The organism is Cryobacterium inferilacus (assembly GCF_019599185.1).
Lineage (GTDB): Bacteria > Actinomycetota > Actinomycetes > Actinomycetales > Microbacteriaceae > Cryobacterium > Cryobacterium inferilacus.
The window spans coordinates 99327-124703 of the sequence record NZ_JAIEUL010000008.1; the positions used below are offsets into that span (position 1 = coordinate 99327).

Sequence of the window (25377 nt, forward strand, 5' to 3'; positions counted from 1 at the left end):
AGTGACGTCTCGCCTCGCAGGTTATCCACTCCGCGGCATACCGAAGGGTTATCCACAGATCCCCGGTTAGGCCCGGTGAGATGTCGCGCACTCGGCAGGATCGACACATGGGAATCAGATACTACGCATACGCATTCGACGCAGACATGACCGCACTCGCGCTGGCAGATCCGCTGAGTTTCATCAGCGACGACCCACTGGCTGACGCCTGGGGCATGCCTCACGGTGCGCAGGTGGCCGTCACGAGCTTCGTGCAGTCGGTGCCTAAGGCGGACATGTTGTACCTGGACAAGGCATGGTCCTCGATGCAGGTGCTGACTGCTCCGAGTAGGGCAGGTGAGACGCCCCGACCCGCTTACCGAATGTTCGAGGGGCAGGTCACCATGAACGGCCATGGATGGCTTCCCTGGACGCGAGCGATTACACCTGAGGAGGCCGTGGAGATTGCCGAAGATCTCGTTGAATTCCAGCACAGTGTGAGCGACGACAGGGCGACGGACCAGGACGTGCGTTACGTTCTCGACTTCCTGCAACGCGCTGTGGAGTTCCTGACGCAGGTCGCGGCGTCGAATCGCGGGTTCGTGTACATGATCGGTTAGCGACTGGGCCGACGGCTCTGCTGCACGAAACCTGGCAGTCCGATCACCCATGCGCAAGATCCCGAGATCCCGGGCCGTGGCGCGCCAGATGCTGCTCAGTGTGGCGACGTCGTTGAATTCAGGTCTTACAACTCAGCACCTGCCCCCCTCGCCACGGCCTGACGTTACATGTAACATCCGGCTATGGCAGTCAACGAGCGGGTAGGAGCGCATCGGGATCGGATGCGCCAACGAGGGTTTCGACTCGTGCAGGTGTGGGTTCCTGATGTGCGGTCTGACACATTCGCCTCAGAAGCCCATCGGCAGTCCATAGCGATAGCTGCTGCGGAACGTGCGACCGACGACCAGTCCTTCATCGAAGCCGTATCGGTCGAGTGGGACGAATGATCAGGGGCGAGATCTGGACGGTCGCGGGTGGAGTTTACAGTTCCAAGCCGTGTCCCGCGGTTATCCTGCAAGACGATCGATTTGACGGCACAGACGCTGTAACCGTGTGTCCGTTGACGTCGACAGATGTTTCCGCTCCTCTGATGCGATTGCCGCTCGGGGCGGATGTCTTGTCCGGTCTCGACGCCGCAAGTTTTGTCATGGTCGACAAGATGACAACGGTGCGACGGTCGAACGTGTCACAGCGCGTCGGGCGTCTATCGGCCAGGCAGTTGGTTGACCTCGAACGCCTGGTGATGGTGTTTCTTGGACTTGCAGACTGACCCGCCCCAAGACTTTGGCTGTACCGCAAAGCGGTGGAGTTCCGCTGCAACAACCTGTTCTTGCTAGGCGTAGTGCTTCGATTACCGGTCAGGAACGGTGCTCACTTGCTTCGCCGGTACGCCAACGACCACGGCCCTCGCCGGCACGTCCTTGGTGACGACGGCCCCTGCGCCCACGACGGCGCCATCGCCGATGGTCACACCCGGGAGCACCGTCACGTTGGCCCCGAACCAGACGCCCCGGCCGATGACGACACGCGCTGGATGCATGTCAGCTCGTCGGCTCGGCACCATGTCGTGGTTCAACGTCGTGATGACGGCGTTGTGACCGATGAGGGATCCGTCGCCGATCTCGATTCCACCCTGGTCTTGGAATCGGCAGCCGCTGTTGACGAAGACATCCTCACCGAAACGGATGTTCTTGCCGAAGTCGGCGCTGAACGGCGGGAAGAGCCGGAAGGAGCCGGCGACTGGGCGCCCGGTCAACTCGCTCATGAGGGCCCTCACCTCATCGGGGGAGTGATAGCGCCCGTTGAGCTCGGCTGTGATCCGCAGCGACTCCTGGCTTGCAGCGTGCATGGCCGCGTGGTGAGGCGAGCCTCCGGGGATCGTCTCCCCGGAGTTCAACGCCGTCAAAAGGGCGTCCAGTCCGTGAATTTCAGCCATGTACCCACGGTATCGCGCCGTAGAACGCCAGGCACGTGTCCCTCTCCAAGGATGTCTGCGGACCCAGAAGCCCTACTTCGTGCTGCGGAGGCCATCGGCGGCGGCTCGTCGCTATCATAGGGACCTTGAGGAATCACATGCTGACGGCCGTCACACATGTCTCAGGTGCGCTGGATCCGGTTCGGGGACACAGCGGATCGACACGAGAATCGGATCCAGAGTGGACTACGCGGCACGGCAACAACGGGCTCAACAACTCGTGCAGGAGATAGGCCTTCCGCGTCCCCTGAACTCGGAACTCCTGCACCACCACATGGAGCAGATCCGTGAGAAGAAGATCGTCATCATGCAGGCACCGCAGGGGATGGTCGACCAAGGAATCTGCGCGCTCTGGCTCGAGGTATCGGGTGAGGGATTCGAGCGAATCCACTACGCGCCAACGGACTCGGCCGTACACCGGCAGCAGTTCGTGAATCATGAATTCGGTCACATGATCCTCAATCACAAGAAGGTGATCATGCCCGCCGACAGAGTCGCACTTCTCGCACCCCTCGTCCCGATGCACGCCATCGTCTCTGCCCTCTCCAGAGGGAGCTTCACCGACGAAGAAGAAGCACTGGCGGAAGCCATCGGGGACGAACTCGCGATGATCCTTCGGAAGGACGCATCCATGAGCCGGCGCGACGCCGAGACCGGATTCGGGCAGATTCTCTGATGTTCGCGCTGATCGAAACTGCGATGCTCGCAGCGCTGTGGGGCACGACCCTTCTGCTTGCGCCCAGCGCGCTCCGCGGGAAACGACGTCTGCTGTTCTGGTTCATGCTGGCCTTCGCCGTCACCATGTCGCTGGTCTCCGACGAACCGTATGCGGTCGTCGATGAGCTCCTGGGCGGAGCCGACATCACATATTTCATCCTCCATGCGACGGTGATCATTTGTGTCGCCCTCTTCGACACCCTCATCCAAACGGCTGTCTCCCGGGCCGGGCTGACCTCGATTCGAAAACGATGGGCCCTGTGGGGAGCGACCGGACTGATCCTTCTCCAGGCCGGTCTGTTCTTCGCCAACGATTGGGAGATCGACAATATCCAGTTGATCGGCCCCGGCGACTGGAGTCAGCTGGTCTACAGTTTCACGACCTGGATTGCCCTGATCGTTCTCGCGTTTTCGACAATCGCCGCGTGCTCGACGGATTTCAAGCGTCAGTCGGACACATCGCTCAAGAGCGCCCTCGTGATCATCTCAGCCGGTTGCGCGGTCGTATCGCTCTACGTCGTCATCCAGATGGGTGTGGCGATTGACCGGGCCACAGGCGGCACCACTCTCAGCCCGACGGTTGACTTCTTGTCCGTGACCAGCTCGCTTCTCGCTCCCCTCTTTCTGGCGCTCGGCCTCGGTCTCCGCCTGCTGATCGGAGCTTCCCAGAACCTGAGCGATGCGGCCAGGAGCCGGCGGCTGCTGTGGCAGGTCACCCCCCTCTGGGAGCGGTTGCTTGCTGATCGACCTGAACTCAGCATTGAAGTATCGACATCGCGGGTTGCGCTCTGCATCCGCGGAAGCCACGCTGTGCACCTCCACCGACGCTACGTCGAGGTGCGCGACTGTCTTCTTCTGAACCCCGACATTTCACTGTCGGCAGGCGAGGTCACACTCATCGAGAGAATCGAAGAGCACATTCGTCTGGCATCAGCTGCATCCCGCGGAACCACCAAGGACTCGAGGACCGATGATTACCAAAATGCCTGATGGAGCGGGTGGGGCGGGATCCCCACCGCCCACGCCGCAACAGGAGCTCGCACGCAAGCTGAACCTGTTGCTTGACGTCGTCGTTGCCGAAGGAAACACGCCCTATACCTATCGGGAGATCGCCGCCGGTCTCACCACCAAGAAGGTTTCGCTTTCGAGGGCCCGCTGGCAGTACATGATCAGGGGAGAGGGGCCGCTGGTCAGTGACGTGCCGCTTCTCACTGAGATCGCACACTTTTTCGGGATTGCCCCGGAGTACCTGCTCGGGTCAGACGATGATCTGCCGGAGCGTATCGACTCACAGTTGGAGTTGGTCCGCATGATCCGAGTCAAGCGAGTCATCAACTTCGCGGCCCGCACCCTGGGGGATACGTCACCAGAAGCTCTTCGAGAGATCACGAAGCTTCTTGAGAACGGGTTGCCCGACCGCTCGGACCTGACCGACAAGTAGCCGCACGCCCCCACCGAATAGAAACCGCTTAGAACGCGGCGCCGGACCAGCGGTAGGCAGGGTGGTGGTCCCCGTGCCGATAGAGGTAGGGTTAGACATGTCCAAGGGGGGACAAGGGCAGAGGTGCACCGGGAACCAGGGGACGGTTCTTGGGGGGACGGCGCACTCTGTGATCAACGGTTTTGTGGTGGGCTGCGTTCCATCCAGAACGTCCCGCCGCGTGGGGGGACGCGGCGGGACGCAACGCGACCAGTGGCGTGGGGGGACGCCTCAGGTCGCTCACCAATTCTACGGGCGACCGCAGAAGTTCCGGGTCAGATTCTTGTCGGAGTGATCCGTGGGCCACGGTTCGTTGTCTCACGGGTTGTGGGCGTGGCGGCGCGGCTCGGAGAAGGCCAGCATTGACGTATGCCTGGACGGACTCTTCGACGCCTTGCCCAACGTCTGGGTGGCACCCGCCTGGGCGTCGTGGCGATTGGCCGCGTGGTCTCGCCGCTCCAGCGCTGGCTGTATCGCACCACCGGCGGACGCATCTCGTTGACCGGCCGGGCACCAGTATTGCTGCTGACAACGACTGGACGTCGCACCGGACTTGAGCGCACGGTCCCGCTGCTCTATCTGCGCGCCAGCGGGTGCCTCGTAGTCTGCAACGTCAATCCAGGCTTTGAGGGTCCCAACCCGTGGGTGCTCAACCTGCGAGCCCGGCCTCGCGCCACGGTGCAGGTGGGTAGGGAGACCTTTGCGGTGACCGCGCGCGAGGCGACCGCTGAGGAGATCGACCGCTATTGGCCGCGGCTGACACAGATCTGGCCCGCCTACCGGGCTTTCTTCGAGGCCGGCGGAAAGAGGTCAGTCTTCATCCTCGCCCCGACCCAGCCGCGTTGATCCGGCGCTGTCCGTCTATCGTGAGGGTATGAGTCCCGGCCCGAGCGTGCGTGTCGTGTTACCGCACCAGCTCTTCGGTCAACATTTCGACGCTGCCGACGGCGCGGTGTTCGTGTTGATCGAGCACGACCTGCTCTTCCGTCAGTACCGGTTCCACTCTCACAAGCTGGTGCTGCACCGCGCCTCGATGGCACGCTTCGCCGACCGCTTACGCGAGCACGGCTACGAGGTTGTCGAGCTCCAGAGTGATGCCTCCCGTAGCTCGCACGACCAGCTCGCCGAGTTCGTGCGCCACCGCACGCCGGCTCGGGTGACCTGGTTCGACGTCGTCGACGACTGGCTCGAGAAGGACCTGCTCGCAGCTCTGGCTGACGGCGGCTACCGGATGCGCCGCGACGACCTGCTGGAGACGCCGAACTTCCTCACCGATCGGGCTCAGATCGATGAGTGGTTCTCCGAGAACAACCCCCGCATGCAGGAGTTCTACATCTGGCAACGACGTCGACTCGACATCCTGCTCGACGACGGCAGGCCGGTTGGCGGCAAGTGGTCCTTCGACGCCGACAATCGCAAGAAACTCCCGCGCGGGTACACCCCCCAACCCGTGGGCCGCTTTGCCCGTCACCCCGTGCTGCAGCGCGAGGGCACCTTCGACTTCGACGCGCTCGCGGCGGACGCGGCGGACGCGGTGGTCGTCGACGTGCCCGACGAGGTCACCCGCGCGATCGCGTGGGTCAGCGCCGAGTTCCCGGATGCGCCGGGCGACCCGCACCTGTTCGCCTGGCCGACCACGGCCGCCGAAGCCCGTGAGCACCTGCAGGAGTTCGTGCGGGACCGCTTGACCGACTTCGGCCCGTACGAGGACGCGATCTCTGCCACGCATCCGTTCATCAATCACGGCCTGCTCACCGGCGCGTTGAATGTCGGGCTGCTGGACCCGCGCGATGTTGTTGACGCGGTCCTGGAGGGCGCCGACGGCAACACCCCGCTCGCCTCGCTGGAGGGGTTTGTACGGCAGGTGATCGGCTGGCGGGAGTACATGCGCGCCACTTACCGAACCCGCGGCCGTGAGATGCGCACCGCCAACCGACTCGACCACCAGCGGGCGCTCGGGGACGGCTGGTGGGATGCCAGCACCGGGCTGGCGCCGGTGGACCTGGTCGTGTCCCGCGTGCTCGACACCGGGTACGCCCACCACATCGAACGGCTGATGGTGCTCGGCAACGCCATGGCACTGCTGCGCATCCACCCCGACGCGGTCTACGAGTGGTTCATGGAGATGTTCATCGACGCCTATGACTGGGTGATGGTGCCCAACGTCTATGCAATGAGCCAGTTCGCCGCGGGCGACGAGATCACCACCAAGCCCTACGTGTCCGGCAGTAACTACCTGCGCAAGATGTCCGACCTGCCGGCCGGCGAATGGATGGCCGACTGGGACGGGCTGTACTGGACCTTCATCGAGGACCACCGTGCGGTTTTCGCGGCGAACCCGCGCACGCGGATGGTCGTCTCGTTGCTGGACGGGATGGACGCGACCAAGCGCGACGACCACCGCCGCCGGGCCGCGGCGCTCCTGGACGCGGGGCAGGACACCGGGTTGCTGGCGTTGTCGCCGCGCTGAGCGGCCGCAGCGCCGGGCAATCGTGTGGGAGGCTGAGGCCAGCGGACGATGAGGCACGAAGGAGATCTGTGTGGCGAAAATTCGGGTGAGCAACGGTCGATTCGGGCTCAATTTTCTCGACGCCTTGAAGAAATCCAAGCCCGGCGACGTGCTGGTTCTGAGCGAGGGCGAGCACAGGGTGGACTCGGTGTACATCGCGAATCTGGAGATCATCGGTAGCGGTGATCCGAGCAAGGTCGTCTTACGCGGCTACTTCGATATCCAGGGCAGGTGCAAGATCACCAACGCCACGATCTGCGCGCCGCCCTTTCACAACGCCATTCATCTCAAGACCGCCGACGCCCATGTCGAGCTTGACGGCACCACCGTGTACGGCGAGCCGACATGGAAATACCCGGCGATCTACAGCAGTGCGGGCACTGTGGTGATGCGGCGCAGCACTGTCAGATTCAGCCCTTCGTCGGCGGGGGTCGTTATCGAGAACAACGCGCTGCTGCACGCCACCGATTCGACTGTTGCCGGGCTGCGCGTCATCGGCGCCAAAGCTGTGCTCATCAATGCCAGCGCCTTCAACATTGTTGGCCAGATGCGCGGTCAGATTGAGGCGTACGGCGTGCTGTCGGTCACCCCAGCCGAGGGTGAGCGTTCCCTCATCATCGAGAACGAGTCCGTCTGCGCGGTGGAGTCGTTGCGTGCTGAACAGGGGCCCTGGGAGGGACTCTGCGATGCCAGTGTGCTGCGGATCGGTCGGGTGGAGGTGCCCGACGATCAGACCTACGTGGTCTACAAAAAGGGGCGCGCGCTCGTCGAGACGGACAGCCCCGTCGTGACGATCTTCGACCCTGATGCCGAGCCCGCGCCAGAGCCCGCGATCGAGGGGACCGAGACCGCGCTCGACCGAGCCGTTGAAGTCGAGATCGCCCCACTGCTCGACCCCCTCAACGAGATCCTGGCGCTGACCGGACTGGCGACGGTCAAGGACCAGATTCAAGCGTTCACCCGGATGGTGCAGTTCAACCAAATGCGTGCACAGCGAGGGTTCAAGAGCACCGACATGACCATGCACAGCATGTTCTTGGGCAACCCGGGCACCGGCAAGACCACCGTGGCGCGTCTGCTCGGCACGGCACTGTTCCACGCCGGCGCGACGCAACGGGACGTGTTCGTCGAGGTCGGGCGCCGAGACCTGGTCGGTCAGCATCTCGGAGCATCCGCAAACCTGACTTCGGACGTTCTCGAGAGTGCGCGCGGGGGAGTGCTCTTCATCGACGAGGCCTACGCGCTTCACCAGAAGAACAACAACGAGTTCGCGCAGGAGGCTGTCGATACCATTCTCGCGTTTATGGAGAATAACCGCGACGACATTGTGATCATCTTCGCCGGCTATACCGACCGGATGCAGGACTTTCTGACCATGAACCCGGGCCTCAAATCCAGAGTTCCGAACCGGTTCGACTTCGAGGACTATTCCCCGGCCGAAGTCGCTGACATCGGTTACCAGAGCCTTCTGCGGGAGGACTACACAATCGACGAGGATCTGTACCAGCGCGTGGTCGCCGACAGATATGGCCGAACCACCGATAAGAGCAACGGCAGGTGGGTTCGGAACTTCAACCAGGATCTGATCACTCAGATGGCGCGCCGCGTGGTGAATGACCGGACGCAGGACTTCGACGACTTGGCCCGGATAACAGACGACGACATCTACTTGGTTGTCGGAGGCGACTCCGGCCAGAAGGACGCAAACGTACAAGTGCTCCTCGAACAGCTGGATGCCCTGACCGGGCTGACGGTTGTGAAGGACTGGGTGCGGAAACTAGTGAACCGGGTCGCGGTTGACCAACAGCGCATGCGGCTGGACGGTAGCGTGGCCCGGCCCACATACCACATGGTTTTCGCAGGAAACCCGGGCACTGGCAAGACAACTGTGGCGAAAATCATCGCGCAGCTCTTCTACAACCTCGGCATCCTCGAGACGGCCACCGTCAAAGTGGTAGACCGCAGCAGCCTGGTCGGCAGCTGGATCGGCCACACCGAGGAGAACACCACCAGGGCCGTCGACGAGGCTATGGGCGGGGTGCTTTTTGTCGACGAGGCCTACCAGCTGTATGTCGAGGACTCGAGGAATGACTTCGGCAGGCAAGCGATTGAAACGTTCATGACCCGTCTGGAAAACGATCGGGACAAATTCGTCGCCATCTTCGCCGGGTACACCGAGAACATGGACCGGTTCCTGAGCGCGAATCCGGGTTTGCGGTCCCGAATCCCGCTGACCATCGAGTTCCCCGACTTCAGCCCAGAGGACGTCGGCGAAATAGTCGTCGCCCGACTGAATGCGAGTTGGACGTTCGACGAAGTGTTGGTAGCGGGGTGCGCAGCGAAAACTTACGCGGCTCTGGACGAGAAAGACAGATCGAACGGGCGTTGGGCCCGCACCTTCGCCGAGCGCATCGAGGCGGAGCAGATCGAGCACGTTGCCGCACATGGCATCACCGGTGCCGAGATGACGCGCATCCCCGCCGAGGTCATCCAGTCACTGGTGTTCTAGCCGACGAGCAGCCGGTGCCGCTCGGTGGTGCCGTGGGATCGAAACCCTGCTCGATGGATGCCATCACGTCGCCTTCTGTTCGGGAACGGAAACCGGTCCTGCCAGTGAAGCCTTGGGCACGCAGGAATTCAAGGCCGACCGGCATGGCCGTCTCCGGTCGGGAGCAATGCGGTCAGTCGAGCATCCGCCGCATCAGGATGCGCGGGAAGCCGCCGGCGACGGAGCCGGTGTCTGCGGCCTTGACGAAGCCGGCTCGTTCGAACATGGCACGGGTGCCCACGTACGCCATGGTCAGGTCGACCCGCTTGCCGCCGTTGTCGACCGGGTAGCTCTCGACGCACGGTGCCCCGGATGCGCGGGCGTACGCCACGGCGCCCTCGATGAGCGCCGGTGTCACTCCCCGTTTGCGGTAGCCGGGGCGCACGCGCAGGCACCAGAGTGACCAAACCGGCAAGTCGTCGAGATGCGGGATCTTGCGCGAGGTGGCGAAAGGATGCAGCTCGGAACGCGGCGCGATACCCGCCCAGCCGGCCACCGCGCCGTCGATATGGGCGAGCACACCGGGTGCGAGCGGGCGGGCACACAGTTCCCGCACCTTGTCCGCCCTGGCGGTGCCGGTGAGGGCGCGGTTCTCGGTGGAACTGAGCCGCCAGGACAGGCACCAACAGACCGAGGATTCGGGCTTCTTCGGTGCGAACATCGTGGCCATGTCGGCGAAGTCGTGCGCCGGTGTGACCTCGATCACCATGGTGTCCCCTCCGTGCGCGTGGCTGCCTGAATGATAGGCAGACGCTCCCGCCCGCGGCAAGGGCGGGCGGCTACTCGCCGGAGAGGGCCAGGTTGACGAACGCGCGCACGGCCGCGGAGGCGTGGCGTTTGCGGGAGGCGGCCAGGTAGACGGTGAAGTCGGGCACATGGGCCACCGGCACGAGACGCACGTTCAGGGCCGTGTGGGCGGCGAACTCCGGCAGCAGCGCCACCCCGAGACCGTTGCTGACGTACTCGGCGGCGGTGCCGATGTCGGACACCTCGATCATCACCCGCCGATCCACCCCGGCGGCCCCGAACGCGTCGTCGACGATCTGACGGCTGGCGTAGCCGGGCGGCAGGTCGATGAACTCCTCACCGGCCAGGGCGGCCAGATCGACCCCCGGCGAGGCGGCGAGCGGATGCCGGGCCGGAACCACCAGCACCATGGGGGAGGAGGCGATCGGAACGGCGGAAAGCGTGGCCGGGATCGAGCCGCTGAGGGCGAGGAAGGCCAGGTCCAGTTCGCCGGTGGACAGCTCGTCGACCAGGTCGGCCGAGCCACGCCTGGCCGCGCGCAGCCGCACGCCAACGCCGGGGTGCCCGGTGCGGTACAGCCCGAGCAGCCGCGGCACGTTCACCAGCGTGACCGAGGTCATCAGGCCGATCACGATCGACCCGGTGATGGCCTGGGTGGATTGCTGGGCCACGTCGCGCACCTCGTTCACCGCGTCCAGAGCAGCACGCACCTTGGGGAGCAGCAGCTCGCCGGTGGAGGTGAGCCGGATCTGCCGACGACTGCGGTCGAACAGTTCCACACCGAGGTCGCCCTCGAGGGAGCGCACGCCGGCGGACACCGCTGACTGGGCGATGGTGAGGCGTTCGGCGGCGCGGGTGAAGTTGAGTTCGCCGGCGACGGCGCTGAAGAATTCGAGCTGCCTGAGGTCCATCCGTCAATCATCTCATTTGCAGATCATTGTCATCCGTTATCGGCGTTGTTTCTTATCAGTGGCGGCGGGACGATGGATACAGACGCCGGTGAGGCCGGCACCCTGGAGGCACGACATGGCGACCCCGTCACCCGTTTTGAACACCGGCGCTGCCGAGCGCACCGTGAGCACCGACACACGCTCCGAGCACCACGACGCCTTCGGCTCCGGTGCCCTGGGGGCCTCGCGGCGCTCGGCCGACCGGGTGGTGGAATGCCTGAACGCGTACGGCGTGCAGTGGATCTTCGGCGTGCCAGGCGCCAAGATCGACCCGGTGTACGACGCCCTCCTCGACGGCGGCCCGCAGATGATCGTGGTGCGGCACGAGCAGAACGCCGCCTTCATGGCCGCGGCCGTCGGCCGACTCACCGGCGAGCCGGGTGTCGTACTCGTCACCAGCGGCCCAGGCACCGCCAACCTCGCCACTGGACTGCTCACCGCCACCACCGAGGGCGACCCGCTCGTGGCCATCTGCGGTGCCGTATCGCGCGGCGACCGGCTCAAGCGCACTCACCAGGCGATGGATGCCGTTGGCATGCTCAGCGCCGTCACCAAGTCCGCCGGCGAGGTCGGCACCGCAGACAACGTGCCGGAGGCCATCGCCAACGCCTTCCGCCAGGCCGTGCAGGAGCCCAAGGGCGCGGCGGCCGTGGTGCTGCCGTACGACGTGCTCACCGATTCCACCACGGTGTCGATGACGACGCCGCACCCCGTGCCGCAGATGGGTGCCGCCCCGATGGACAGCATCACCCGGGCCGCCGAGCTGCTGCGCGCGGCACAGTTCCCGGTCATCCTCGCCGGGGCCCGCTCGGGTTCCGACCGGGCCGTGGCCGCTCTGCACCGGTTGCTCGGCGCCGCCAAACTCCCGGTGGTGGAGACCTTCCAGGCCGCTGGTGTGATCTCGCACGAGCTCGAGGAGCACTACCTCGGCCGGGTCGGCCTGTTCCGCAACCAGCCCGGCGACGTGCTGCTGCACAAGGCCGACCTGATCCTGGCGATCGGCTACGACTTCGTGGAGTACGAACCGGCCAAGTGGAACAAGGACCACCTGCGCCGCATCATCCACCTCGACGAACTGGCTGCAGACCTCGACGACTACTACCGCCCCACGGTCGAGCTGCGCGGTGACGTGGCCGAGACGATGGATGCGCTCGCCCGCCAGATCGATGGCCTCGCCCTCTCGGCATCCGCGTCTGCCGTTGTCGCCACCGAGCGCGCCCGCCTGGCCGAGGCCGATGACCCCATCCACCGGGATGACGAGCTGGACGGGGTGCACCCCGCCGAGCTGACCCTGAGGATGCGCGCCCTGCTACCCGATGACACCACCGTGCTGTGCGATGTGGGCTCACACTACATCTACATGGCCAGGCACTTCCGCACCTATCACCCGCGCACCCTGCTGTTCTCCAACGGTCAGCAGACCCTGGGTGTTGCGCTGCCTTGGGCGATCGCGGCCACGCTGGTGCGCCCCGGCACCCCGGTGGTCTCGGTGTCGGGCGACGGCGGTTTTCTCTACTCCGCCATGGAACTGGAGACCGCCGTGCGGCTGGGCTCGACATTCACCCACATCATCTTCAACGACGGCACCTACGACATGGTCGCGTTCCAGCAGCAGGGCAAGTACGGCCGCACCTCCGGCGTGCAGCTCGGCGACTACGACGCCGTGAAGTACGCCGAATCGTTCGGTGCGCATGGCCACCGGGTGACCCATCTCGACGACTTCGCCGCGGTTTTGGAGCAGGCCATGAACGAAGACGGTCCGAGCATCATCGACGTGCGGGTGGACTACCGCAACAACCGGGATGAACTCATGGCCGACCTGGAAAGCGATGTGCTGCTGTGAACGACATCGCGGCACCCGCATTCACGGTGTCCAGGCACGAGATCTTCCAGACCAGCCTGATGAGCGCCCTGCTCGACGGCGTGTACGAGGGTGAGATGACGGTGCGTGACCTGCTCGGTCACGGCAGCTTCGGCATCGGCACCTTCAACGGCCTGGACGGCGAGATGCTCATCGTCGACGGTAAGTGCTACCAGCTGCGTGCCGACGGCGGCGTGACGAAGGCCGACCTGGGCGCCTACACGCCGTACGCCGTGGTCACGAACTTCGTGCCGCACATCGAGAGCCAATTGCCCGACAACGTGGTGCGCTCCGAGGCATCGGCGTTCATCGACCACATGACGGCATCCGAGAACTACATGTACGCACTGCGCATCGACGGTGACTTCGAGTGGATCCGGATGCGCACCGTGGTGAAGCAGGAAAAGCCGTACCGGCCGATGGTGGAGGCGACCGACGAGGACGCCATCGTCGAACTGCACGACGTCTCCGGCTCCCTGGTCGGTTTCCGCACCCCCCTCTACGAGCAGGGCATCGGCGTGCCCGGCTGCCACACCCACTTCATCACCGACGACCGCACCGGCGGCGGTCACGTGCTCGACTTCAAGCTGAAAAGCGGCAGCGCGGCCCTCTGCCTGGGCACCGATCTGCGGCTGCAACTGCCGCTGACGGATGCGTTCCGCGACGCCAACCTGTCACCGGAAGACCTCGCCAGGCAGCTGGCCAAGACCGAGCAGCACGCCTGAGATCGCTAAGGTCGATGGCATGACACTTCACGGGGGCGAAGAGACCGATCCGCTGGCGACGGGCATAACCTGGACGCCCGACGACCTCACGATGGGGGAGCGGGCTCAGCTGATGGTGGTGCAGCAGGCCGGACGCCTGGAATTCAACTGGATGATCCCGTCGACCGCCGCAGCCATCGAGCTGGTGCTCCTCGGCAAGATCGGCCCGGTTGCCGACCGTTCGTTCTTCAACGGTGTGACCCCGTGGAAGATCGTCGGGCTAGACGTCAGCCCCACCGGCAATCCTGTGCACGACGCGGCGCTGCAGCCGTTCATCGGCCGAAACAAGCCGCTGCGGTCGGACCGCTACCTGGCCAAGATCGGCTATGCCGTTGCGGCGGCCGTGAAGGATGAGCTCGTGCGCCGAGGCATGGTGACCAGCGTGGGCGACTTCGACCACAGGGGCGGGTATCTCGCGATCGAAGACGAACGGGCCGTCGCCATCGCCAAACACCCGGCCTATCGGGCACGGTCGATGCCCGAGATCGTGACCGAGCCCCGGTGGGGCGGGATCGTGGACGCGCTGCGCAACAGCGGCGAACGGTACAAGGGCGAACTCGGCCTGCAGTCCCGCATCCGGTGGGAGTGGTACCCGGCCGAGCACCGCGACGCCATCGAAGCGCTGCTGGCCGGGGAAAACCTCAACACCGCCACCCAGTAACGCACCTCGGTGGCGGGGATTGGCGGCTGGGACGGCTAGTGGCCGCGGGCCAGCCAGTCCGGCAGGTCGGGGGCCTCTGCGCCGATCGAGGTCGACTCACCGTGCCCGGTGTTCACCACGGTGTCGGCCGGCAGACTGAGCAGCTTGCCCGTGATCGACTCGATAATGGTGGGGAAGTCGCTGTACGAGCGGCCGGTGGCGCCTGGTCCGCCGTGGAACAGAGTGTCACCGCTGAACAGGGTGCCGAAGGCGGGCGCGTACAGGCAGACCGAGCCGGGGGAGTGCCCCGGCGTGTGGATCACCTGCAGCTCGATGCCGGCCACCGCGATCCGGTCACCGTCCGCGAGCTCCCGCTGCGGGGCGGCATCCGGGTAGACGACCTCCCAGAGCATCCGGTCATCCGGGTGCAGGTAGACCGGTGCGCCCGTGGCGGCCGACACGGCCCCGGCGGCGCCGATGTGGTCGTTGTGCGCGTGGGTGCTGAGGATGCCCAGCAGGGTGCGATCGCCGACCGCCGCCAGGATCGCGTCGGCGTTGTGGGCGGCGTCGATGACGACGCACTCGGTGTCGTCGCCGACGATCCAGACGTTGTTCTCCAGCGCCCAGCTGCCGCCGTCGAGGTCGAAGGTGCCCGCGGTGACGAGGTGCTCGATGCGTGCGCTCATTACAGCACCACCACCGAACGCAGCACGTCGCCGGCGGCCATCTTGTCGAACGCCGCCTCGATCTCGTCGATACGGATGCGCTCGCTCACGAACTCCCCGAGCGGCAGGCGACCCTGCAGATACAGCTCGGTGAGCATCGGGAAGTCCCGCTCCGGCAGGCAGTCGCCGTACCAGGAGCTCTTGAGCGAGCCGCCGCGACCGAAGACATCGGCGAGCGGGATCTCAAGCATCATCTCGGGGGTCGGCACGCCGACGAGCACCACGGTGCCGGCCAGGTCGCGGGCGTAGAACGCCTGCCGCCAGGTCTCGGGGCGACCGACCGCGTCGATGACCACGTCGGCGCCGAAGCCGCCGGTGAGCGCCTGCACGGCCGCGACCACGCCGTCCTCGTCGAGGTCAGCGGAGTCGATGGTGTGGGTGGCGCCGAATTCGGTGGCCTTAACCAGCTTCTTGGCGTCACGGTCGATGGCGATGATGGTGCTCGCGCCGGCGAGCTTGGCGCCCACCACGGCCGCGTCACCCACGCCGCCACAGCCGATCACGGCCACCGAGTCGCCCGCGCTGACGTTGCCGGTGTTCATGGCTGCGCCGATGCCGGCCATGATCCCGCAGCCGAGCAGTCCGACCGCGGCCGGGTCGGCGTCCGGGTTCACCTTGGTGCACTGACGTTCGTGCACGAGGGTCTTCTCGGCGAACGCGCCGATGCCCAGCGCCGGGCTGAGCTCGGTGCCGTCGACCAGGGTCATCTTCTGGCTGGCGTTGAAGGTGTTGAAGCAATACCAGGGTTCTGCGCGCTTGCAGGCGCGGCAGTCGCCGCAGACGGCGCGCCAGTTGAGTACGACGAAGTCGCCGACGGCGACGTGGGTGACGCCGTCACCGATCACGCTCACCCGGCCGGCGGCCTCGTGGCCGAGCAGGAACGGGAAGTCGTCGTTGATGCCGCCCTCCTTGTAGTGGAAGTCGGTGTGGCAGACGCCGCAGGTGTCGATGTCGACGATGACGTCGCCGGGTCCTGGATCGGGGATGACGATCTCGGTGAGCTCGACGGGAGCCCCCTTCGAACGGGCGATTGCGCCTGTGACGGTGATGGGCATGGAGCTCCTCGTGAGTGGCCGGGGCAGCCGATATCGGCAGGGTACCAACCTAGCGAAGCATCCTGACCGGGTGCTGGCGGCACTCGGCGACGCGGATGCTCACCGTGTCGCGCCTGCCCAGTCCAACAGCTTCTCGACCGGCCAGGTGGTGACGATGCGCTCAGCGGGCACTCCCGCGGCGGCGGCCCGTTCGGCCCCGTAGGCCAGGAAGTCGAGGTGGCCTGGCGCGTGCGCATCCGTGTCGATGCTGAACAGGCAGCCCGCGTCCAGGGCCAGCCGGATCAGCTCGTCCGGCGGGTCCTGACGTTCCGGCCGGGAATTGATCTCGACCGCGACGGCGTGTTCGGCACAGGCCGCGAACACCTTCCGGGCATCGAAGGTCGACGGCGGTCGGGTGCCGCGGGATCCGCTGAGCAACCGCCCGGTGCAGTGGCCGAGGATGTTGGTGTGCGGGGCGCGGATGCCGGCGAGCATCCGCCTGGTCATGCTGAGCGAGTCCGCGCGCAGCTTGGAGTGCACGCTGGCGACGACGATGTCGAGCCGGGCGAGCAGCTCCGGGGTCTGATCGAGGCTGCCGTCTTCGAGGATGTCGACCTCGATCCCGGTGAGCAGCCGTGCGCGGCCGCCGGCATCGGCGGCGGCGCCGTTGAGATCGGCCACAACCTCAAGCTGTTCGGCCAACCGTTCGGCATCGAGCCCGCTCGCGACGGTGAGGTTGGGGGAATGGTCGGTGATCGCCTGGTAGTCCCTGCCCAGGGCGGTGGCGGCGGCGCGCATCAGCTCGATGCTGGTGGTGCCGTCCGACCAGTCGCTGTGGGCATGCAGGTCGCCGTGGAGGAGGGCGAGCAGGTCGTGGCCGCCGGAGCTGAGCGGTTCGGCGCCGCGCTGCCTGAGGTTCTCCAGGTAGTCGGGTACGACGCCGTCCACGGCCTGCCCGATCACCTCGGCGGAGCGGCCGCCGATGCCCTTCAGACTGGTCAGTCGCCCGGTGCGCGCCCGATCGGCCAGCTCGGCCGCCGGTAGCGACTGGACGATGCCAGCCGCCCTCCGAAATGCCTGCACCTTGAACGCCGGCGCGAGTTCGCGTTCCAGCCAGAAGGCGATCTCGTTGAGGGCGTCGACGGCATCCATGCAGCCATCATCGGCCCGAACCGGCTGTGCGCGCGAGTGCGGGTCGGCGAGCTGCCGTCAGGCGACCTCGAAGTGGGCCACGATCAGCTCGCGGTCGATCAGGAAGGTGTCATCTTCCGGGTAGAACACGGCGAGCTCGATGTCATCACCGGCGAAGGCTGCGATGTGTGTGTACGAGCGCCAGAACGAGACCGTGCGCACCTCGCAGCGGCCGTCGGGCAGATCACGGAAGACGGTGACCGCACCCAGGTTGCCCGGTGTGGACCGGTAGTCCGCCAGGCCGGTGCGTTCGAGGTAACTGGCGTATGCGGCGCGGGCTTCCGGCCGGATCCAGCCGGTCCAGCTGCGCATCACGCTTCCGGCGGGTACGTCCAACATGATGACCTCTTCCCTCCGGCACGATCGCTCAGCGTAGATCCGCACGGCCGGTTATCGCCATGCTGGCATCGACCCGCCCGGGTGCCAACGGGTGCGCGCCACCCCCGAATGGCCGGATGCGGCCGGCCGCTCCGAGCGGGTCGGTGGCAGAATGGCCCGATGACACTGCATCTCACCGGCGATGCCGCCGCCGATACCCTGCTCAGCGACGACCCCTTCGCCCTACTTCTCGGCATGCTGCTCGACCAGCAGATCGCGATGGAGACCGCGTTCGCCGGTCCGGCCAAGATCCGCGACCGGATCGGCAATCTCGAACCCAGAACCCTCGCCGACTACGATCCGGACGCTCTGGTGGAGGTTTTCCGACAGACCCCGGCGGTGCACAGGTACCCGGGCTCGATGGCCGGTCGAGTGCAGACCCTCGCCGGTGTCGTCGCCGACGACTGGAACGGTGACGCGGCCGCGATCTGGACCGCCGACGATCCCGACGGTGCCGAGGTGCTGCGCCGGCTCAAGGCCCTGCCCGGGTTCGGGGAGCAGAAGGCCAAGATCTTCCTCGCCCTGCTCGGCAAGCGGCTCGGGGTGTCTGCGGCGGGCTGGCGCGAGGCATCCGCCCCCTACGGCGAAGAGGGCTCGCATCGGTCGGTGGCCGACATCGTCGACCCAGAATCGCTCGCCAGGGTGCGGGAGAGCAAGCGGGCGGCGAAGGCGACGGCCAAGGAGACGGCCGCCGGCTCGACCAAGAAATCCCGCTAGGCCAGGCCGGTTCGCCCGGTGCGGCGGTGAGTCGACCGGGCCAGTTGGCGGTCAGGCCAGTTCGTCGCGACGGATGTGCGCGACGCTGGCGTGCTCCACCGCCCAGTCCAACGCGTAGTCGGCCACTGCCTCCCAGCCGGGTTCGCCGCAGGTCCAGTGTGAGCGGCCAGGGAACTCGTGGTAGTCGGTGATCGCCGTGGACTTGCCGTAGTGCTCGGCGTTGGACCGGTTCACCGAGGGCGGCATGATGTGGTCGTCGCCGCCGGCGATGAAGAGCAACGGTGCCCGGTCGCTCTGGGAGTAGTCCACCCAGGTTTCCTGCTTGCCCGGCTTGAAGTTCGCGATCAACCCGTACGCCCAGACCCAGTTGCCCGGTGCGGGGATGTGGTAGCGCTGGTAGACGGCGTCGGAGTCCTCGCGGCTGAGGGTGTTGGCGAAGACGTAGTGGAACTGCTCGGCCGTGTAGCCGACGGCCCGGTGGTAGTTCGCCGGGTTGGACAGGATCGGGAAGAACGATCGGATCTGCGACGGCGGCGTGACCCGCACACCCTCCGTCGGTGCCGAATTGATGGCCACGGACGCCGCACCGAGCCCGCGGGCGGTGAGGAGCTGGGTCAGGGTGCCGCCGAAGGAATGGCCCATGATGATGGGCGGGGTGTCGAGCGACTCGATCACCGCGGCGAGGTGGTCGACTGTCTCTGGCACGGTGAGGTCAGCGATCAGGTCGGGGTTGTCCCGCAGGGCCTCGACCTCCATCTCGAAGCCGGGATAGCCGGGGGTGAGTACCCGATAGCCCTTGGCCTCGTAGTAGGGAACCCACTGTTCCCAGCTGCGTGGCGTCATCCAGAGTCCGTGGATGAGAACGATGGTGTCGGGGGTTAGCGTGTCGTGGGTCACAATGGTCCCTTCCGCTTCGTGGTGGTGGCCGCTGTGTCGTGGTGGGGCGTGGGGCGGATCGATGAGGACGAGGGCACAGATGCGCCGAATCTAACCCGCTACCCGCGCCCAGACAACCCCGGAGGTCGGCCGGCGATGGCACCCCGAGCGGGAGAATAGAAGCAGCCGAGTGGCATGGTGTCACCGGTCGAGGAGTGTGCAGTGGGTCCCCATTTCAGCGAGCAGGCATTCGACTTCCTGGAGGAACTCGAGCATCGCAACAACCGCGAGTGGTTCCAGGAGCACAAACCGGTCTATGAGACCGAGCTGAAGGCCCCCATGCTCGAGGTCATCGAGGCGATCAACGCCGGGCTGAGCGATATCGCGCCGGACTATGTGCGTCCGCCGGCCAAGGCGATGCTGCGGATCTACCGCGACGTGAGGTTCTCCAACGACAAGACCCCGTACAAGACCCATCTCGCCGCGAGTTGGCCGCGTCAGGGTCTGGAAAAGGCCGGTGGCGCCGGGTTCTTCCTGCAGGTGGGGGTGCACGGCGTGATGGTGGCCGGCGGTGCGTACTCGCCGGGCCCGGCGCAGTTGCGGGCCATTCGGGAGTACCTGCTCGAGCACCACGCCGAGGTGCGCGCGCTGCTCACGGACGCCACGCTGACCGGGCTGGCCGAGCCATTCGACGGGCGTCCGTTGCTGCGTGCGCCGCGGGGCTTCGACGCCGAGCATCCGGCCGCCGATCTGCTCCGGGTGCGCAGCTGGGCGCAATTCGCGCTGATGCCGGGGGATGCGGCGCTGAACGCCGACTTCGTCGACCGCGTGCTGGAGAGGTTCAGGGCGCTGGCTCCGTTCATCGAGCTGCTCAACGTGGTGCTGGCCGCGGCCACGCCGCTGGCGGTAGAGACGGGGACCGGGCGCCGGCGGGCCGCGGGGAGCCGTCCGTAGCGGGCGAAGCCGACCATGCCGTAGGCCCTGGCCGTCCGAAGTGCGCGAGAATGGGCTCAAGAGCGGGCTCGGCCGAATCGGTCCAACGGGCCCTCGAAGGAGAAGTCAATGGATGACCCTCGTGCCAAAATGGCGGGCAACCGCCTGCTCTCTCTGGGCGCACCGCAGGCCGACTGGACCAAGGCGCCCGGTCGGGTGCCCGGCTTCTGGATTTCGCTGCTCGGCCTGATGCTGGCCGTGCTGTTTCCGGTGCCGGCGCTGGTCGTGGCCGCCGTCGGCCTGATGTTCACGCTGCAGGCCCGCCGGGTCATTCCCGCCGGCGCGGTGGGAAGCGGTCTCTGCCTGGCCGCCCTCGTGCTGTCCGGGGTCACTCTGGCGGTGGTGGTGCTGCGCATCGTGCTGTCGATCGTGCTCTGACCCGCGGCTGGCGATCGCGGAGGAGGGTGATGTCTCATCCAACATCGCCGGCGGCGGCGCGACGGGAGCAGCGTGCGGGTCTCGCCGGAGTGATCGGCGCGGTGCTCTTCGTGCTGGCGGGGGCGGCTGGTTTTGTGCTGGAGACGACGGCACGTACCGAGGGTATGGACGACGGCGACAATCCAGCCGAGGGCCTGGCGCTGTTTGCCGTGAACCCGAGCGCGTACTCGTTGTCCGGCTTGGCCCTCTCCACGTCGGCCATTGCCCTGCTGCTGCTGCTGGTGCTCACGGTGGCCGAGACGGCTCTGCGCTCGGCACGGCCGCTGTACGCCCGCTTCGTCACGGGCCTCGGGCTGATCTCGGTGGTGCTGTTCTTCCTGGCCGGGGTGATCCGGCTGCAGGCTCCGGGCACGGTGACCCACATCGCCAGCCTCGACCGTGACTGGGGGCTCGCCGCCTACCTTGCGGTGCAGATGTCAGGCACGCAGGGGGCGTTGTCCGCCGCGATCTTCGCCTGTGCGCTCTGGAGCACCGGGCTGTGCGTCGCGTCCGCCCGGCCCAGGTCGCTGCCCGTGGCCGTGCTTGTTCTCGGCGTGCTGCCCGCCCTGGTGGTACTCCTGCCGCTGGGCGCGCTGGTGGGTCGTCTGGCCGGACAATCGATTGCCGATCTGGTGTACCCGGTCTATCTGGTCGCGATCGTGGTCGGTCTGCCTCTGTTCATGCTCGCGCTCGGCGCGGCCCTGTGGCGGATGCGACGCCGCCTGGTGGACTGACCAGGTCGCGGGCGTCGTATCCGGCCGCGGCTATCGGACGGGGCTATCCGGCCTGGCCGCGGGGCGTCTCGGGGGCGGAACGGGGCCGGGCGCCGAGACGGCGGAGATAGCCGGCGACTCCGGCCAGATCGGTGCCCCCGGTTCGGAAGCCGACGTAGCCGTCCCAGCGCACGAGGTACTGGGCGGTACCGGGGCGTCGACTCGACGTGGCGGCGGCCCGCGGGGCAGCGGACCACCGGGAGCGTGGGGCGTCCGGCCGGTGCTCCACCTCCACCAGGTGCGCCCAGTTCGCGGCGAACTCGCGCACCCGGGCGGCGGGCCAGTTCCCGGCCGGCCCGCAGAGCAGCAGGCGGAAGACCGGCGGGCGTCGCGCGGGTCCGTTCGGTGTGCCAGGTCCGTTCGGTGCGCTCGATGGGCGCGGCTCGGCCGGTCGAGTCACGCCGGTCGTTGTGCCCATGCCGGGCTGGGGAAAACGTTGGCCCGGCCGCGGACCGCCGGCGGGTCGGGGCTGCCCTTCGACAGACAGGGGGCTGCGCCGGTACTGGATGCCCAGCTCGGAGATCAACCGGAAACCGGCCCGCCGGACCAGCCCACTGCGCAGCACGACCGCCGCCAGCCGGGGTCCGAGGGCCGCCCGCAGGTCGCGCACGAGGGGCACCTGGGCCGTGGCCACCCTGAAGGCGCGGTCGGTGGTCGCCAGGACCGATCGGGCCACGGGCATCCTCTCGCGCTGGTACGTCTCGAGCAGCGCGGGGCGGGCCTCGCCGCGACACACCAGAGCGAGCTTCCAGCCCAGGTTCACCGCATCCTGAATGCCCGTGTTCATGCCCTGCGCACCGGCCGGACTGTGGATGTGGGCCGCATCGCCGGCCAGGAACACCCGTCCGAGCCGGAACGAGTCGGCGAGGCGGCTGCTGACGGTGAATTCGGCCAGCCAGGCCGGGTCGCGCAGCACGAGCTGCTCCCTGGTGTGGCGGGAGACGGCCGCCTGCACGAGCGGCAGAGTGATCGGCCCGGCTGGGGTCGATCTCGGCAGTTCCACGAGCACCCGCCAGCTGGCCGGGTGCCCGAGCGGGAACACGAACAGCGGGCCGGACCTGGCCAGGTAGACGTGCACCCGGCCCGGTTCCAACCCGTCGATCTCCACGTCGGCAAGCAAGAACCTCTGCGCGTATGCCCGGCCGCTGAAATCGATCCCGGCCAGGTGTCGGGTGGTGCTGTGCGCGCCGTCGCAACCCACGAGGTAGCGTGCCCGCACGACGCGGGCCGGTGCTCCGGGGGACTCGAGCGTAGCGGTGACTCCGGTCGGGTCCTGGGTGAGACCGGTGAGGGTGAGCCCGCGGCGGATGCCCACCCCCGTGCTGGTGAGACGTTCGACGAGTACGCGTTCGGTGGCGGCCTGGGAGAGAAAGAGCAGGAAGGGGAACCGAGTGTCGCCGAGCGCCGAATCGAACAGGGGGATGGCGTGGGTGCGGCCGGTGGCGGCGGTGGTGCGCTCGTGCAGGAGCAGGGTGGTGCTCGGGTTGCCCGCGGTGACGAGGTCGTCGGCCAACCGGTTGCGAGCCAGCACCTCGAGGGTGCGCGCCTGGATTGCCAGTGCGCGGGATTCGTGCGCGGCATCCGCCGCACTGTCGATGAGGCGCGCGGACACCCCGAGGCTGTGCAGTTCGCGGGCGAGGGTGAGCCCGGTGGGGCCGGCGCCGATGATCAGGACGTCGGTGTCGAAGGCGGCGTCAGCCGTCGAAGCGGTCGGTGCACTTCGCCGCCTGGCCACGGCGTCACTGTGCGGCTGGTTCGGCCTGGTCGGGGGCGGTGTCCTCGGTGGCACTGTCCAGGGGTTCGAGGGGCGAGGAAGCGGGGCCGAACGAGGTCTCCTTCACCAGGCGACCCGCGCGGTCCCAGGTGCGCCAGAGACCCACCTGGTTGCCGAGGTCGAACTCTCCGGAGCGCATCAGGGAACCGTCCACGCGGAACCACTCCCAGTGGCCGTGCAGCTCGCCGTCGAGCTCGAAGCCGCTGGCTCTAACGGAGCCGTCGGCGAACCTGTCGTGCCGGGGGACGAGACGACTCGTGGACGGCGACGAGGGCGCTGACGGCGGAGTGGGCATGCCACCATGCTGCCCCGGAACGGCCGAGCGCTCTAGGTGCGCTGCCGGTGAGTTCGGTCGGCGAGTTCAGGGCGCTTAGTTCCGCGGGTCCTGATCGTCGGGGCCGGCGTCGTCGCTTCCGAACCCGGTGTCGTCGAAGCCGTTCTCGTCGAACGCGGTGTCGTCGAGAGCTTCAGCGGTGCTCGGTAGCCGGAAGGCGTCTGCCGCCGCCTCGGTGTGGTCGAAGATCGAGCGCAGGAGCCCGGCCATGGTGGTGGACCGCAGCATCGCCACCTGATCGAGCGGACCGACAGGAGCGATGCCGGCCAGCTGCCAGGCGGCCTCCACCGGGTCCTCCGACAGGGCGACATCCGCCGACCAGGCGTCGTCGGTGAATTCACTGGCCAGGGCGAGGGTGCGGCGCACGGTCTGCTCGGCGAGGATGCGCAGGGGTGTGAGGGCGTCATCCCATTCCAGGGCCGGCAGCTCGCGAACCACAGCCTGCGGGTATGGAGTGTCATCGTTCCACTCGACGACCTCGATTCGCCGGTCTCCCTGGGCGACCAGGCCCACGAAGCCCTCCGGTGCCACCAGCTCGATGACCTGTGCGACGGTGCCCGTGCTGAACGGATGCTCGCCGCCGCCGACCTCCTGACCGCGTTCGATCAGCACAACCCCGAATTCGGCCGGTTCGGACTCGAGAATGCGGGCCAGCATCATCAGGTAACGCTGCTCGAAGACCCGCAACTGCAAGGGCATATAGGGAAACAGCACCGAACCGAGCGGGAACATCGGCAGGCCGGACGGGTCGGCCTCCGCGCGTGCTCCGGCCGAGCGGTCCGGCGTGCCGGGCTCGTCGGGCGGGCCTTCTCGATTCGACATGGTCCCAGCGAAGCACGCTCCCGCCCGAATACCAAGCGTGGACCGGCACCGACATCCGTCACCGGCGCCCACGGCGATCTGGTGGCCGCCGGCAGTGCTTCAGTCGAGCCGTTTGGCGAGCACCCGAACGTCGGCATCCGTGTAGCCCAGGCGATCATAGAAGCCGGTCACGGCGGTGTTGGTCTGACGAACCATGAGCTGCACCTTCACGGCCCGGCGGTCGACCAGCCAGGTTTCGGCGGCCTGCATCAGCAGCCGGCCGAGGCCCGTGCCGCGTTCGCTGCCGGTCACCGCTAGGTAGTACACCCAGCCACGGTGCCCGTCGTGGCCCACCATCACGGTGCCGACGAGTCGGCCTTGCGCCACCGCGGCGAGCACGGTGGAGGTCTCGGTCTCAAGTGCCCGCTGCAGGTCCGCGGCCGGCGGATTCCACGGACGCGTCAGTCCGGCTTCCTCCCACAGGGCAATCACCGCGGGGAACTGGGCGGGGGAGACGTCAGCGATCGCTATCGGTGCACTGTTCATCGGTCCATTCTGCCCGGGGGCGAACTGGCATGCTGAACGGATGACTGAGACCGTTTTTGAACTGCCCGGCGGACCGTTCAGACTGCGGCGGGCGCTCGCCACAGATGTGGCCGCGATCGTCGGCCTGCTCGCCGACGACCAGCTCCGAGCGGCCGAGGAATCCGCGGCTCCAGCCGACCTGGCGCCGTACCTGACCGCGTTCGCCGCCATCGACGCCGATGCCGCCCATCTGCTCGTGGTCGTCGAGGATCCGGCCGGCCTGGTCGTGGGCACGCAACAGCTCACGGTGTTGCCCGGCCTGGCGCGGTCGGGCGCCACGCGCCTGCAGATCGAGGCCGTGCGGGTGAGCGCGGCGCTGCGCGGCAACGGCCTGGGCAGCGCGATGCTCACCTGGGCGGTGGAGTATGCCCGCGCCAGCGGATGCCGCCTCGTGCAGCTGACCTCAGATTCCTCCCGTCTCGACGCCCACAGATTCTACGAAGGCCTCGGTTTCAGTTCCTCTCACGTGGGTTTCAAGCTGCTGCTCTAGTGCAGGCGCTCCTCCCAGGACTGCTGCGTGAGATGTCTTCGCGTTGCGGTGGAAACAGC

The 25377-nt window shown here is 67.0% G+C and carries 29 protein-coding genes; 17 read left to right on the top strand and 12 right to left on the bottom strand.

Annotated features, from left to right (window positions below; all coding sequences use genetic code 11):
- Window positions 1-146: 146 nt before the first annotated feature.
- The 3 genes from K2F54_RS09180 to K2F54_RS09190 all read left to right on the top strand — a co-directional run bounded on the left by K2F54_RS09180 (window position 147) and on the right by K2F54_RS09190 (window position 1309).
- A complete protein-coding gene (locus tag K2F54_RS09180) occupies window positions 147-599 on the top strand; it encodes a hypothetical protein (protein WP_220605560.1) in 453 nt (150 codons plus the stop codon).
- Between the two features lie 183 nt (window positions 600-782).
- Window positions 783-986 (top strand): antitoxin MazE family protein, encoded by a 204-nt coding sequence (locus tag K2F54_RS09185; RefSeq protein ID WP_220605561.1) that lies wholly within the window; start codon window positions 783-785, stop codon window positions 984-986.
- Window positions 983-1309 carry a type II toxin-antitoxin system PemK/MazF family toxin gene (locus tag K2F54_RS09190; protein WP_220605562.1) on the top strand — a complete coding sequence of 109 codons (327 nt, stop codon included), beginning with the start codon at window positions 983-985 and terminating at the stop codon, window positions 1307-1309. Before K2F54_RS09185 ends, K2F54_RS09190 begins: the two co-directional genes overlap by 4 nt.
- 81 nt (window positions 1310-1390) lie before the next feature.
- Here K2F54_RS09190 and K2F54_RS09195 read toward each other — a convergent pair whose 3' ends face one another.
- Window positions 1391-1975, bottom strand: coding sequence for a DapH/DapD/GlmU-related protein (locus K2F54_RS09195; protein WP_255576904.1), 585 nt, complete (start codon window positions 1973-1975; stop codon window positions 1391-1393).
- Window positions 1976-2195: 220 nt separating this feature from the next.
- Between K2F54_RS09195 and K2F54_RS09200 the strand changes: the two genes are divergently transcribed.
- The 6 genes from K2F54_RS09200 to K2F54_RS19550 all read left to right on the top strand — a co-directional run bounded on the left by K2F54_RS09200 (window position 2196) and on the right by K2F54_RS19550 (window position 9229).
- Complete coding sequence (locus K2F54_RS09200; protein WP_220605563.1) at window positions 2196-2690, top strand: hypothetical protein; 495 nt, start codon at window positions 2196-2198, stop codon at window positions 2688-2690.
- Window positions 2690-3721 carry a DUF6545 domain-containing protein gene (locus tag K2F54_RS09205; RefSeq protein ID WP_220605564.1) on the top strand — a complete coding sequence of 344 codons (1032 nt, stop codon included), beginning with the start codon at window positions 2690-2692 and terminating at the stop codon, window positions 3719-3721. Before K2F54_RS09200 ends, K2F54_RS09205 begins: the two co-directional genes overlap by 1 nt.
- Window positions 3702-4172 (top strand): hypothetical protein, encoded by a 471-nt coding sequence (locus K2F54_RS09210; RefSeq protein ID WP_255576905.1) that lies wholly within the window; start codon window positions 3702-3704, stop codon window positions 4170-4172. Before K2F54_RS09205 ends, K2F54_RS09210 begins: the two co-directional genes overlap by 20 nt.
- A gap of 468 nt (window positions 4173-4640) precedes the next feature.
- Window positions 4641-5057, top strand: coding sequence for a nitroreductase/quinone reductase family protein (locus K2F54_RS09215; RefSeq protein WP_220605565.1), 417 nt, complete (start codon window positions 4641-4643; stop codon window positions 5055-5057).
- 28 nt (window positions 5058-5085) lie between these two features.
- Complete coding sequence (locus K2F54_RS09220; protein ID WP_220605566.1) at window positions 5086-6681, top strand: cryptochrome/photolyase family protein; 1596 nt, start codon at window positions 5086-5088, stop codon at window positions 6679-6681.
- Between the two features lie 70 nt (window positions 6682-6751).
- Complete coding sequence (locus K2F54_RS19550; protein WP_220605567.1) at window positions 6752-9229, top strand: AAA family ATPase; 2478 nt, start codon at window positions 6752-6754, stop codon at window positions 9227-9229.
- A gap of 172 nt (window positions 9230-9401) precedes the next feature.
- On the opposite strand, the gene K2F54_RS09230 is transcribed toward K2F54_RS19550, so the two are convergent.
- Both K2F54_RS09230 and K2F54_RS09235 read right to left on the bottom strand, forming a co-directional pair.
- The gene (locus tag K2F54_RS09230) at window positions 9402-9977 is read right to left on the bottom strand and encodes a GNAT family N-acetyltransferase (protein WP_220605568.1); all 576 of its coding nucleotides are present in this window, start codon (window positions 9975-9977) and stop codon (window positions 9402-9404) included.
- 70 nt (window positions 9978-10047) lie between these two features.
- Window positions 10048-10926, bottom strand: a complete 879-nt coding sequence (locus tag K2F54_RS09235) for a LysR family transcriptional regulator (RefSeq protein ID WP_220605569.1) — start codon at window positions 10924-10926, stop codon at window positions 10048-10050.
- Window positions 10927-11041: 115 nt separating this feature from the next.
- Here K2F54_RS09235 and alsS point away from each other — a divergent pair, with 115 nt between their 5' ends.
- The 3 genes from alsS to K2F54_RS09250 are packed head-to-tail and all read left to right on the top strand — an operon-like array spanning window position 11042 to window position 14251.
- Window positions 11042-12808 (top strand): acetolactate synthase AlsS, encoded by a 1767-nt coding sequence (alsS, locus tag K2F54_RS09240; RefSeq protein ID WP_220605570.1) that lies wholly within the window; start codon window positions 11042-11044, stop codon window positions 12806-12808.
- The gene (gene budA / locus K2F54_RS09245) at window positions 12805-13551 is read left to right on the top strand and encodes an acetolactate decarboxylase (protein WP_308287592.1); all 747 of its coding nucleotides are present in this window, start codon (window positions 12805-12807) and stop codon (window positions 13549-13551) included. Before alsS ends, budA begins: the two co-directional genes overlap by 4 nt.
- Window positions 13552-13570: 19 nt before the next feature.
- On the top strand, window positions 13571-14251 hold the full coding sequence (locus tag K2F54_RS09250; RefSeq protein WP_220605571.1) for a GPP34 family phosphoprotein: 681 nt from the start codon (window positions 13571-13573) through the stop codon (window positions 14249-14251).
- A gap of 35 nt (window positions 14252-14286) precedes the next feature.
- Here the strand turns inward: K2F54_RS09250 and K2F54_RS09255 are convergent, their stop codons facing one another.
- The 4 genes from K2F54_RS09255 to K2F54_RS09270 form a co-directional block, all read right to left on the bottom strand.
- Window positions 14287-14916, bottom strand: a complete 630-nt coding sequence (locus K2F54_RS09255; RefSeq protein ID WP_220605572.1) for an MBL fold metallo-hydrolase — start codon at window positions 14914-14916, stop codon at window positions 14287-14289.
- Window positions 14916-16010, bottom strand: a complete 1095-nt coding sequence (locus K2F54_RS09260) for an S-(hydroxymethyl)mycothiol dehydrogenase (protein ID WP_220605573.1) — start codon at window positions 16008-16010, stop codon at window positions 14916-14918. The genes K2F54_RS09255 and K2F54_RS09260 overlap by 1 nt, the downstream gene beginning before the upstream one ends.
- Before the next feature lie 99 nt (window positions 16011-16109).
- Window positions 16110-17141 carry a PHP domain-containing protein gene (locus tag K2F54_RS09265; protein WP_220605574.1) on the bottom strand — a complete coding sequence of 344 codons (1032 nt, stop codon included), beginning with the start codon at window positions 17139-17141 and terminating at the stop codon, window positions 16110-16112.
- A 57-nt stretch (window positions 17142-17198) separates the two neighbouring features.
- The gene (locus K2F54_RS09270) at window positions 17199-17519 is read right to left on the bottom strand and encodes a hypothetical protein (RefSeq protein ID WP_255576907.1); all 321 of its coding nucleotides are present in this window, start codon (window positions 17517-17519) and stop codon (window positions 17199-17201) included.
- Window positions 17520-17678: 159 nt separating this feature from the next.
- Between K2F54_RS09270 and K2F54_RS09275 the strand changes: the two genes are divergently transcribed.
- Window positions 17679-18275 (top strand): HhH-GPD-type base excision DNA repair protein, encoded by a 597-nt coding sequence (locus K2F54_RS09275; protein ID WP_220605575.1) that lies wholly within the window; start codon window positions 17679-17681, stop codon window positions 18273-18275.
- A 51-nt stretch (window positions 18276-18326) separates the two neighbouring features.
- On the opposite strand, the gene K2F54_RS09280 is transcribed toward K2F54_RS09275, so the two are convergent.
- Window positions 18327-19172, bottom strand: coding sequence for an alpha/beta hydrolase (locus K2F54_RS09280; protein ID WP_308287593.1), 846 nt, complete (start codon window positions 19170-19172; stop codon window positions 18327-18329).
- 201 nt (window positions 19173-19373) lie between these two features.
- On the opposite strand from K2F54_RS09280, the gene K2F54_RS09285 reads away from it, so the two are divergent.
- From K2F54_RS09285 to K2F54_RS09295, 3 genes are all read left to right on the top strand, one after another.
- A complete protein-coding gene (locus K2F54_RS09285) occupies window positions 19374-20105 on the top strand; it encodes a DUF2461 domain-containing protein (protein ID WP_220605576.1) in 732 nt (243 codons plus the stop codon).
- A 108-nt stretch (window positions 20106-20213) separates the two neighbouring features.
- On the top strand, window positions 20214-20522 hold the full coding sequence (locus K2F54_RS09290) for a hypothetical protein (RefSeq protein WP_220605577.1): 309 nt from the start codon (window positions 20214-20216) through the stop codon (window positions 20520-20522).
- A 29-nt stretch (window positions 20523-20551) separates the two neighbouring features.
- Window positions 20552-21295 (top strand): hypothetical protein, encoded by a 744-nt coding sequence (locus K2F54_RS09295; protein WP_220605578.1) that lies wholly within the window; start codon window positions 20552-20554, stop codon window positions 21293-21295.
- A 43-nt stretch (window positions 21296-21338) separates the two neighbouring features.
- Here the strand turns inward: K2F54_RS09295 and K2F54_RS09300 are convergent, their stop codons facing one another.
- The 4 genes from K2F54_RS09300 to K2F54_RS09315 form a co-directional block, all read right to left on the bottom strand.
- Window positions 21339-23069, bottom strand: coding sequence for an FAD-dependent monooxygenase (locus K2F54_RS09300; protein WP_220605579.1), 1731 nt, complete (start codon window positions 23067-23069; stop codon window positions 21339-21341).
- 4 nt (window positions 23070-23073) lie between these two features.
- Window positions 23074-23403, bottom strand: a complete 330-nt coding sequence (locus K2F54_RS09305) for a toxin-antitoxin system YwqK family antitoxin (RefSeq protein ID WP_220605580.1) — start codon at window positions 23401-23403, stop codon at window positions 23074-23076.
- Window positions 23404-23478: 75 nt separating this feature from the next.
- Window positions 23479-24264, bottom strand: a complete 786-nt coding sequence (locus tag K2F54_RS09310; protein ID WP_255576910.1) for an LON peptidase substrate-binding domain-containing protein — start codon at window positions 24262-24264, stop codon at window positions 23479-23481.
- Between the two features lie 99 nt (window positions 24265-24363).
- The gene (locus K2F54_RS09315; protein ID WP_220605581.1) at window positions 24364-24789 is read right to left on the bottom strand and encodes a GNAT family acetyltransferase; all 426 of its coding nucleotides are present in this window, start codon (window positions 24787-24789) and stop codon (window positions 24364-24366) included.
- 40 nt (window positions 24790-24829) lie between these two features.
- Between K2F54_RS09315 and K2F54_RS09320 the strand changes: the two genes are divergently transcribed.
- Window positions 24830-25318, top strand: coding sequence for a GNAT family N-acetyltransferase (locus tag K2F54_RS09320; RefSeq protein ID WP_220605582.1), 489 nt, complete (start codon window positions 24830-24832; stop codon window positions 25316-25318).
- Window positions 25319-25377 lie beyond the last annotated feature (59 nt).

Coding starts and splice junctions, on each gene's coding strand:
- K2F54_RS09250 (WP_220605571.1), top strand. CDS start 13,571: ATGACACTTCACGGGGGCGAAGAGACCGATCCGCTGGCGACGGGCATA.
- K2F54_RS09185 (WP_220605561.1), top strand. CDS start 783: ATGGCAGTCAACGAGCGGGTAGGAGCGCATCGGGATCGGATGCGCCAA.
- K2F54_RS09260 (WP_220605573.1), bottom strand. CDS start 16,010: ATGCCCATCACCGTCACAGGCGCAATCGCCCGTTCGAAGGGGGCTCCC.
- K2F54_RS09290 (WP_220605577.1), top strand. CDS start 20,214: ATGGATGACCCTCGTGCCAAAATGGCGGGCAACCGCCTGCTCTCTCTG.
- K2F54_RS09230 (WP_220605568.1), bottom strand. CDS start 9,977: ATGGTGATCGAGGTCACACCGGCGCACGACTTCGCCGACATGGCCACG.
- K2F54_RS09275 (WP_220605575.1), top strand. CDS start 17,679: ATGACACTGCATCTCACCGGCGATGCCGCCGCCGATACCCTGCTCAGC.
- K2F54_RS09270 (WP_255576907.1), bottom strand. CDS start 17,519: ATGTTGGACGTACCCGCCGGAAGCGTGATGCGCAGCTGGACCGGCTGG.
- K2F54_RS09210 (WP_255576905.1), top strand. CDS start 3,702: ATGATTACCAAAATGCCTGATGGAGCGGGTGGGGCGGGATCCCCACCG.
- K2F54_RS09190 (WP_220605562.1), top strand. CDS start 983: ATGATCAGGGGCGAGATCTGGACGGTCGCGGGTGGAGTTTACAGTTCC.
- K2F54_RS09305 (WP_220605580.1), bottom strand. CDS start 23,403: ATGCCCACTCCGCCGTCAGCGCCCTCGTCGCCGTCCACGAGTCGTCTC.
- K2F54_RS09295 (WP_220605578.1), top strand. CDS start 20,552: ATGTCTCATCCAACATCGCCGGCGGCGGCGCGACGGGAGCAGCGTGCG.
- alsS (WP_220605570.1), top strand. CDS start 11,042: ATGGCGACCCCGTCACCCGTTTTGAACACCGGCGCTGCCGAGCGCACC.
- K2F54_RS09255 (WP_220605572.1), bottom strand. CDS start 14,916: ATGAGCGCACGCATCGAGCACCTCGTCACCGCGGGCACCTTCGACCTC.
- K2F54_RS09205 (WP_220605564.1), top strand. CDS start 2,690: ATGTTCGCGCTGATCGAAACTGCGATGCTCGCAGCGCTGTGGGGCACG.
- K2F54_RS09315 (WP_220605581.1), bottom strand. CDS start 24,789: ATGAACAGTGCACCGATAGCGATCGCTGACGTCTCCCCCGCCCAGTTC.
- K2F54_RS09195 (WP_255576904.1), bottom strand. CDS start 1,975: ATGGCTGAAATTCACGGACTGGACGCCCTTTTGACGGCGTTGAACTCC.
- K2F54_RS09220 (WP_220605566.1), top strand. CDS start 5,086: ATGAGTCCCGGCCCGAGCGTGCGTGTCGTGTTACCGCACCAGCTCTTC.
- K2F54_RS09235 (WP_220605569.1), bottom strand. CDS start 10,926: ATGGACCTCAGGCAGCTCGAATTCTTCAGCGCCGTCGCCGGCGAACTC.
- K2F54_RS09320 (WP_220605582.1), top strand. CDS start 24,830: ATGACTGAGACCGTTTTTGAACTGCCCGGCGGACCGTTCAGACTGCGG.
- K2F54_RS09180 (WP_220605560.1), top strand. CDS start 147: ATGACCGCACTCGCGCTGGCAGATCCGCTGAGTTTCATCAGCGACGAC.
- K2F54_RS09265 (WP_220605574.1), bottom strand. CDS start 17,141: ATGGATGCCGTCGACGCCCTCAACGAGATCGCCTTCTGGCTGGAACGC.
- K2F54_RS09310 (WP_255576910.1), bottom strand. CDS start 24,264: ATGTCGAATCGAGAAGGCCCGCCCGACGAGCCCGGCACGCCGGACCGC.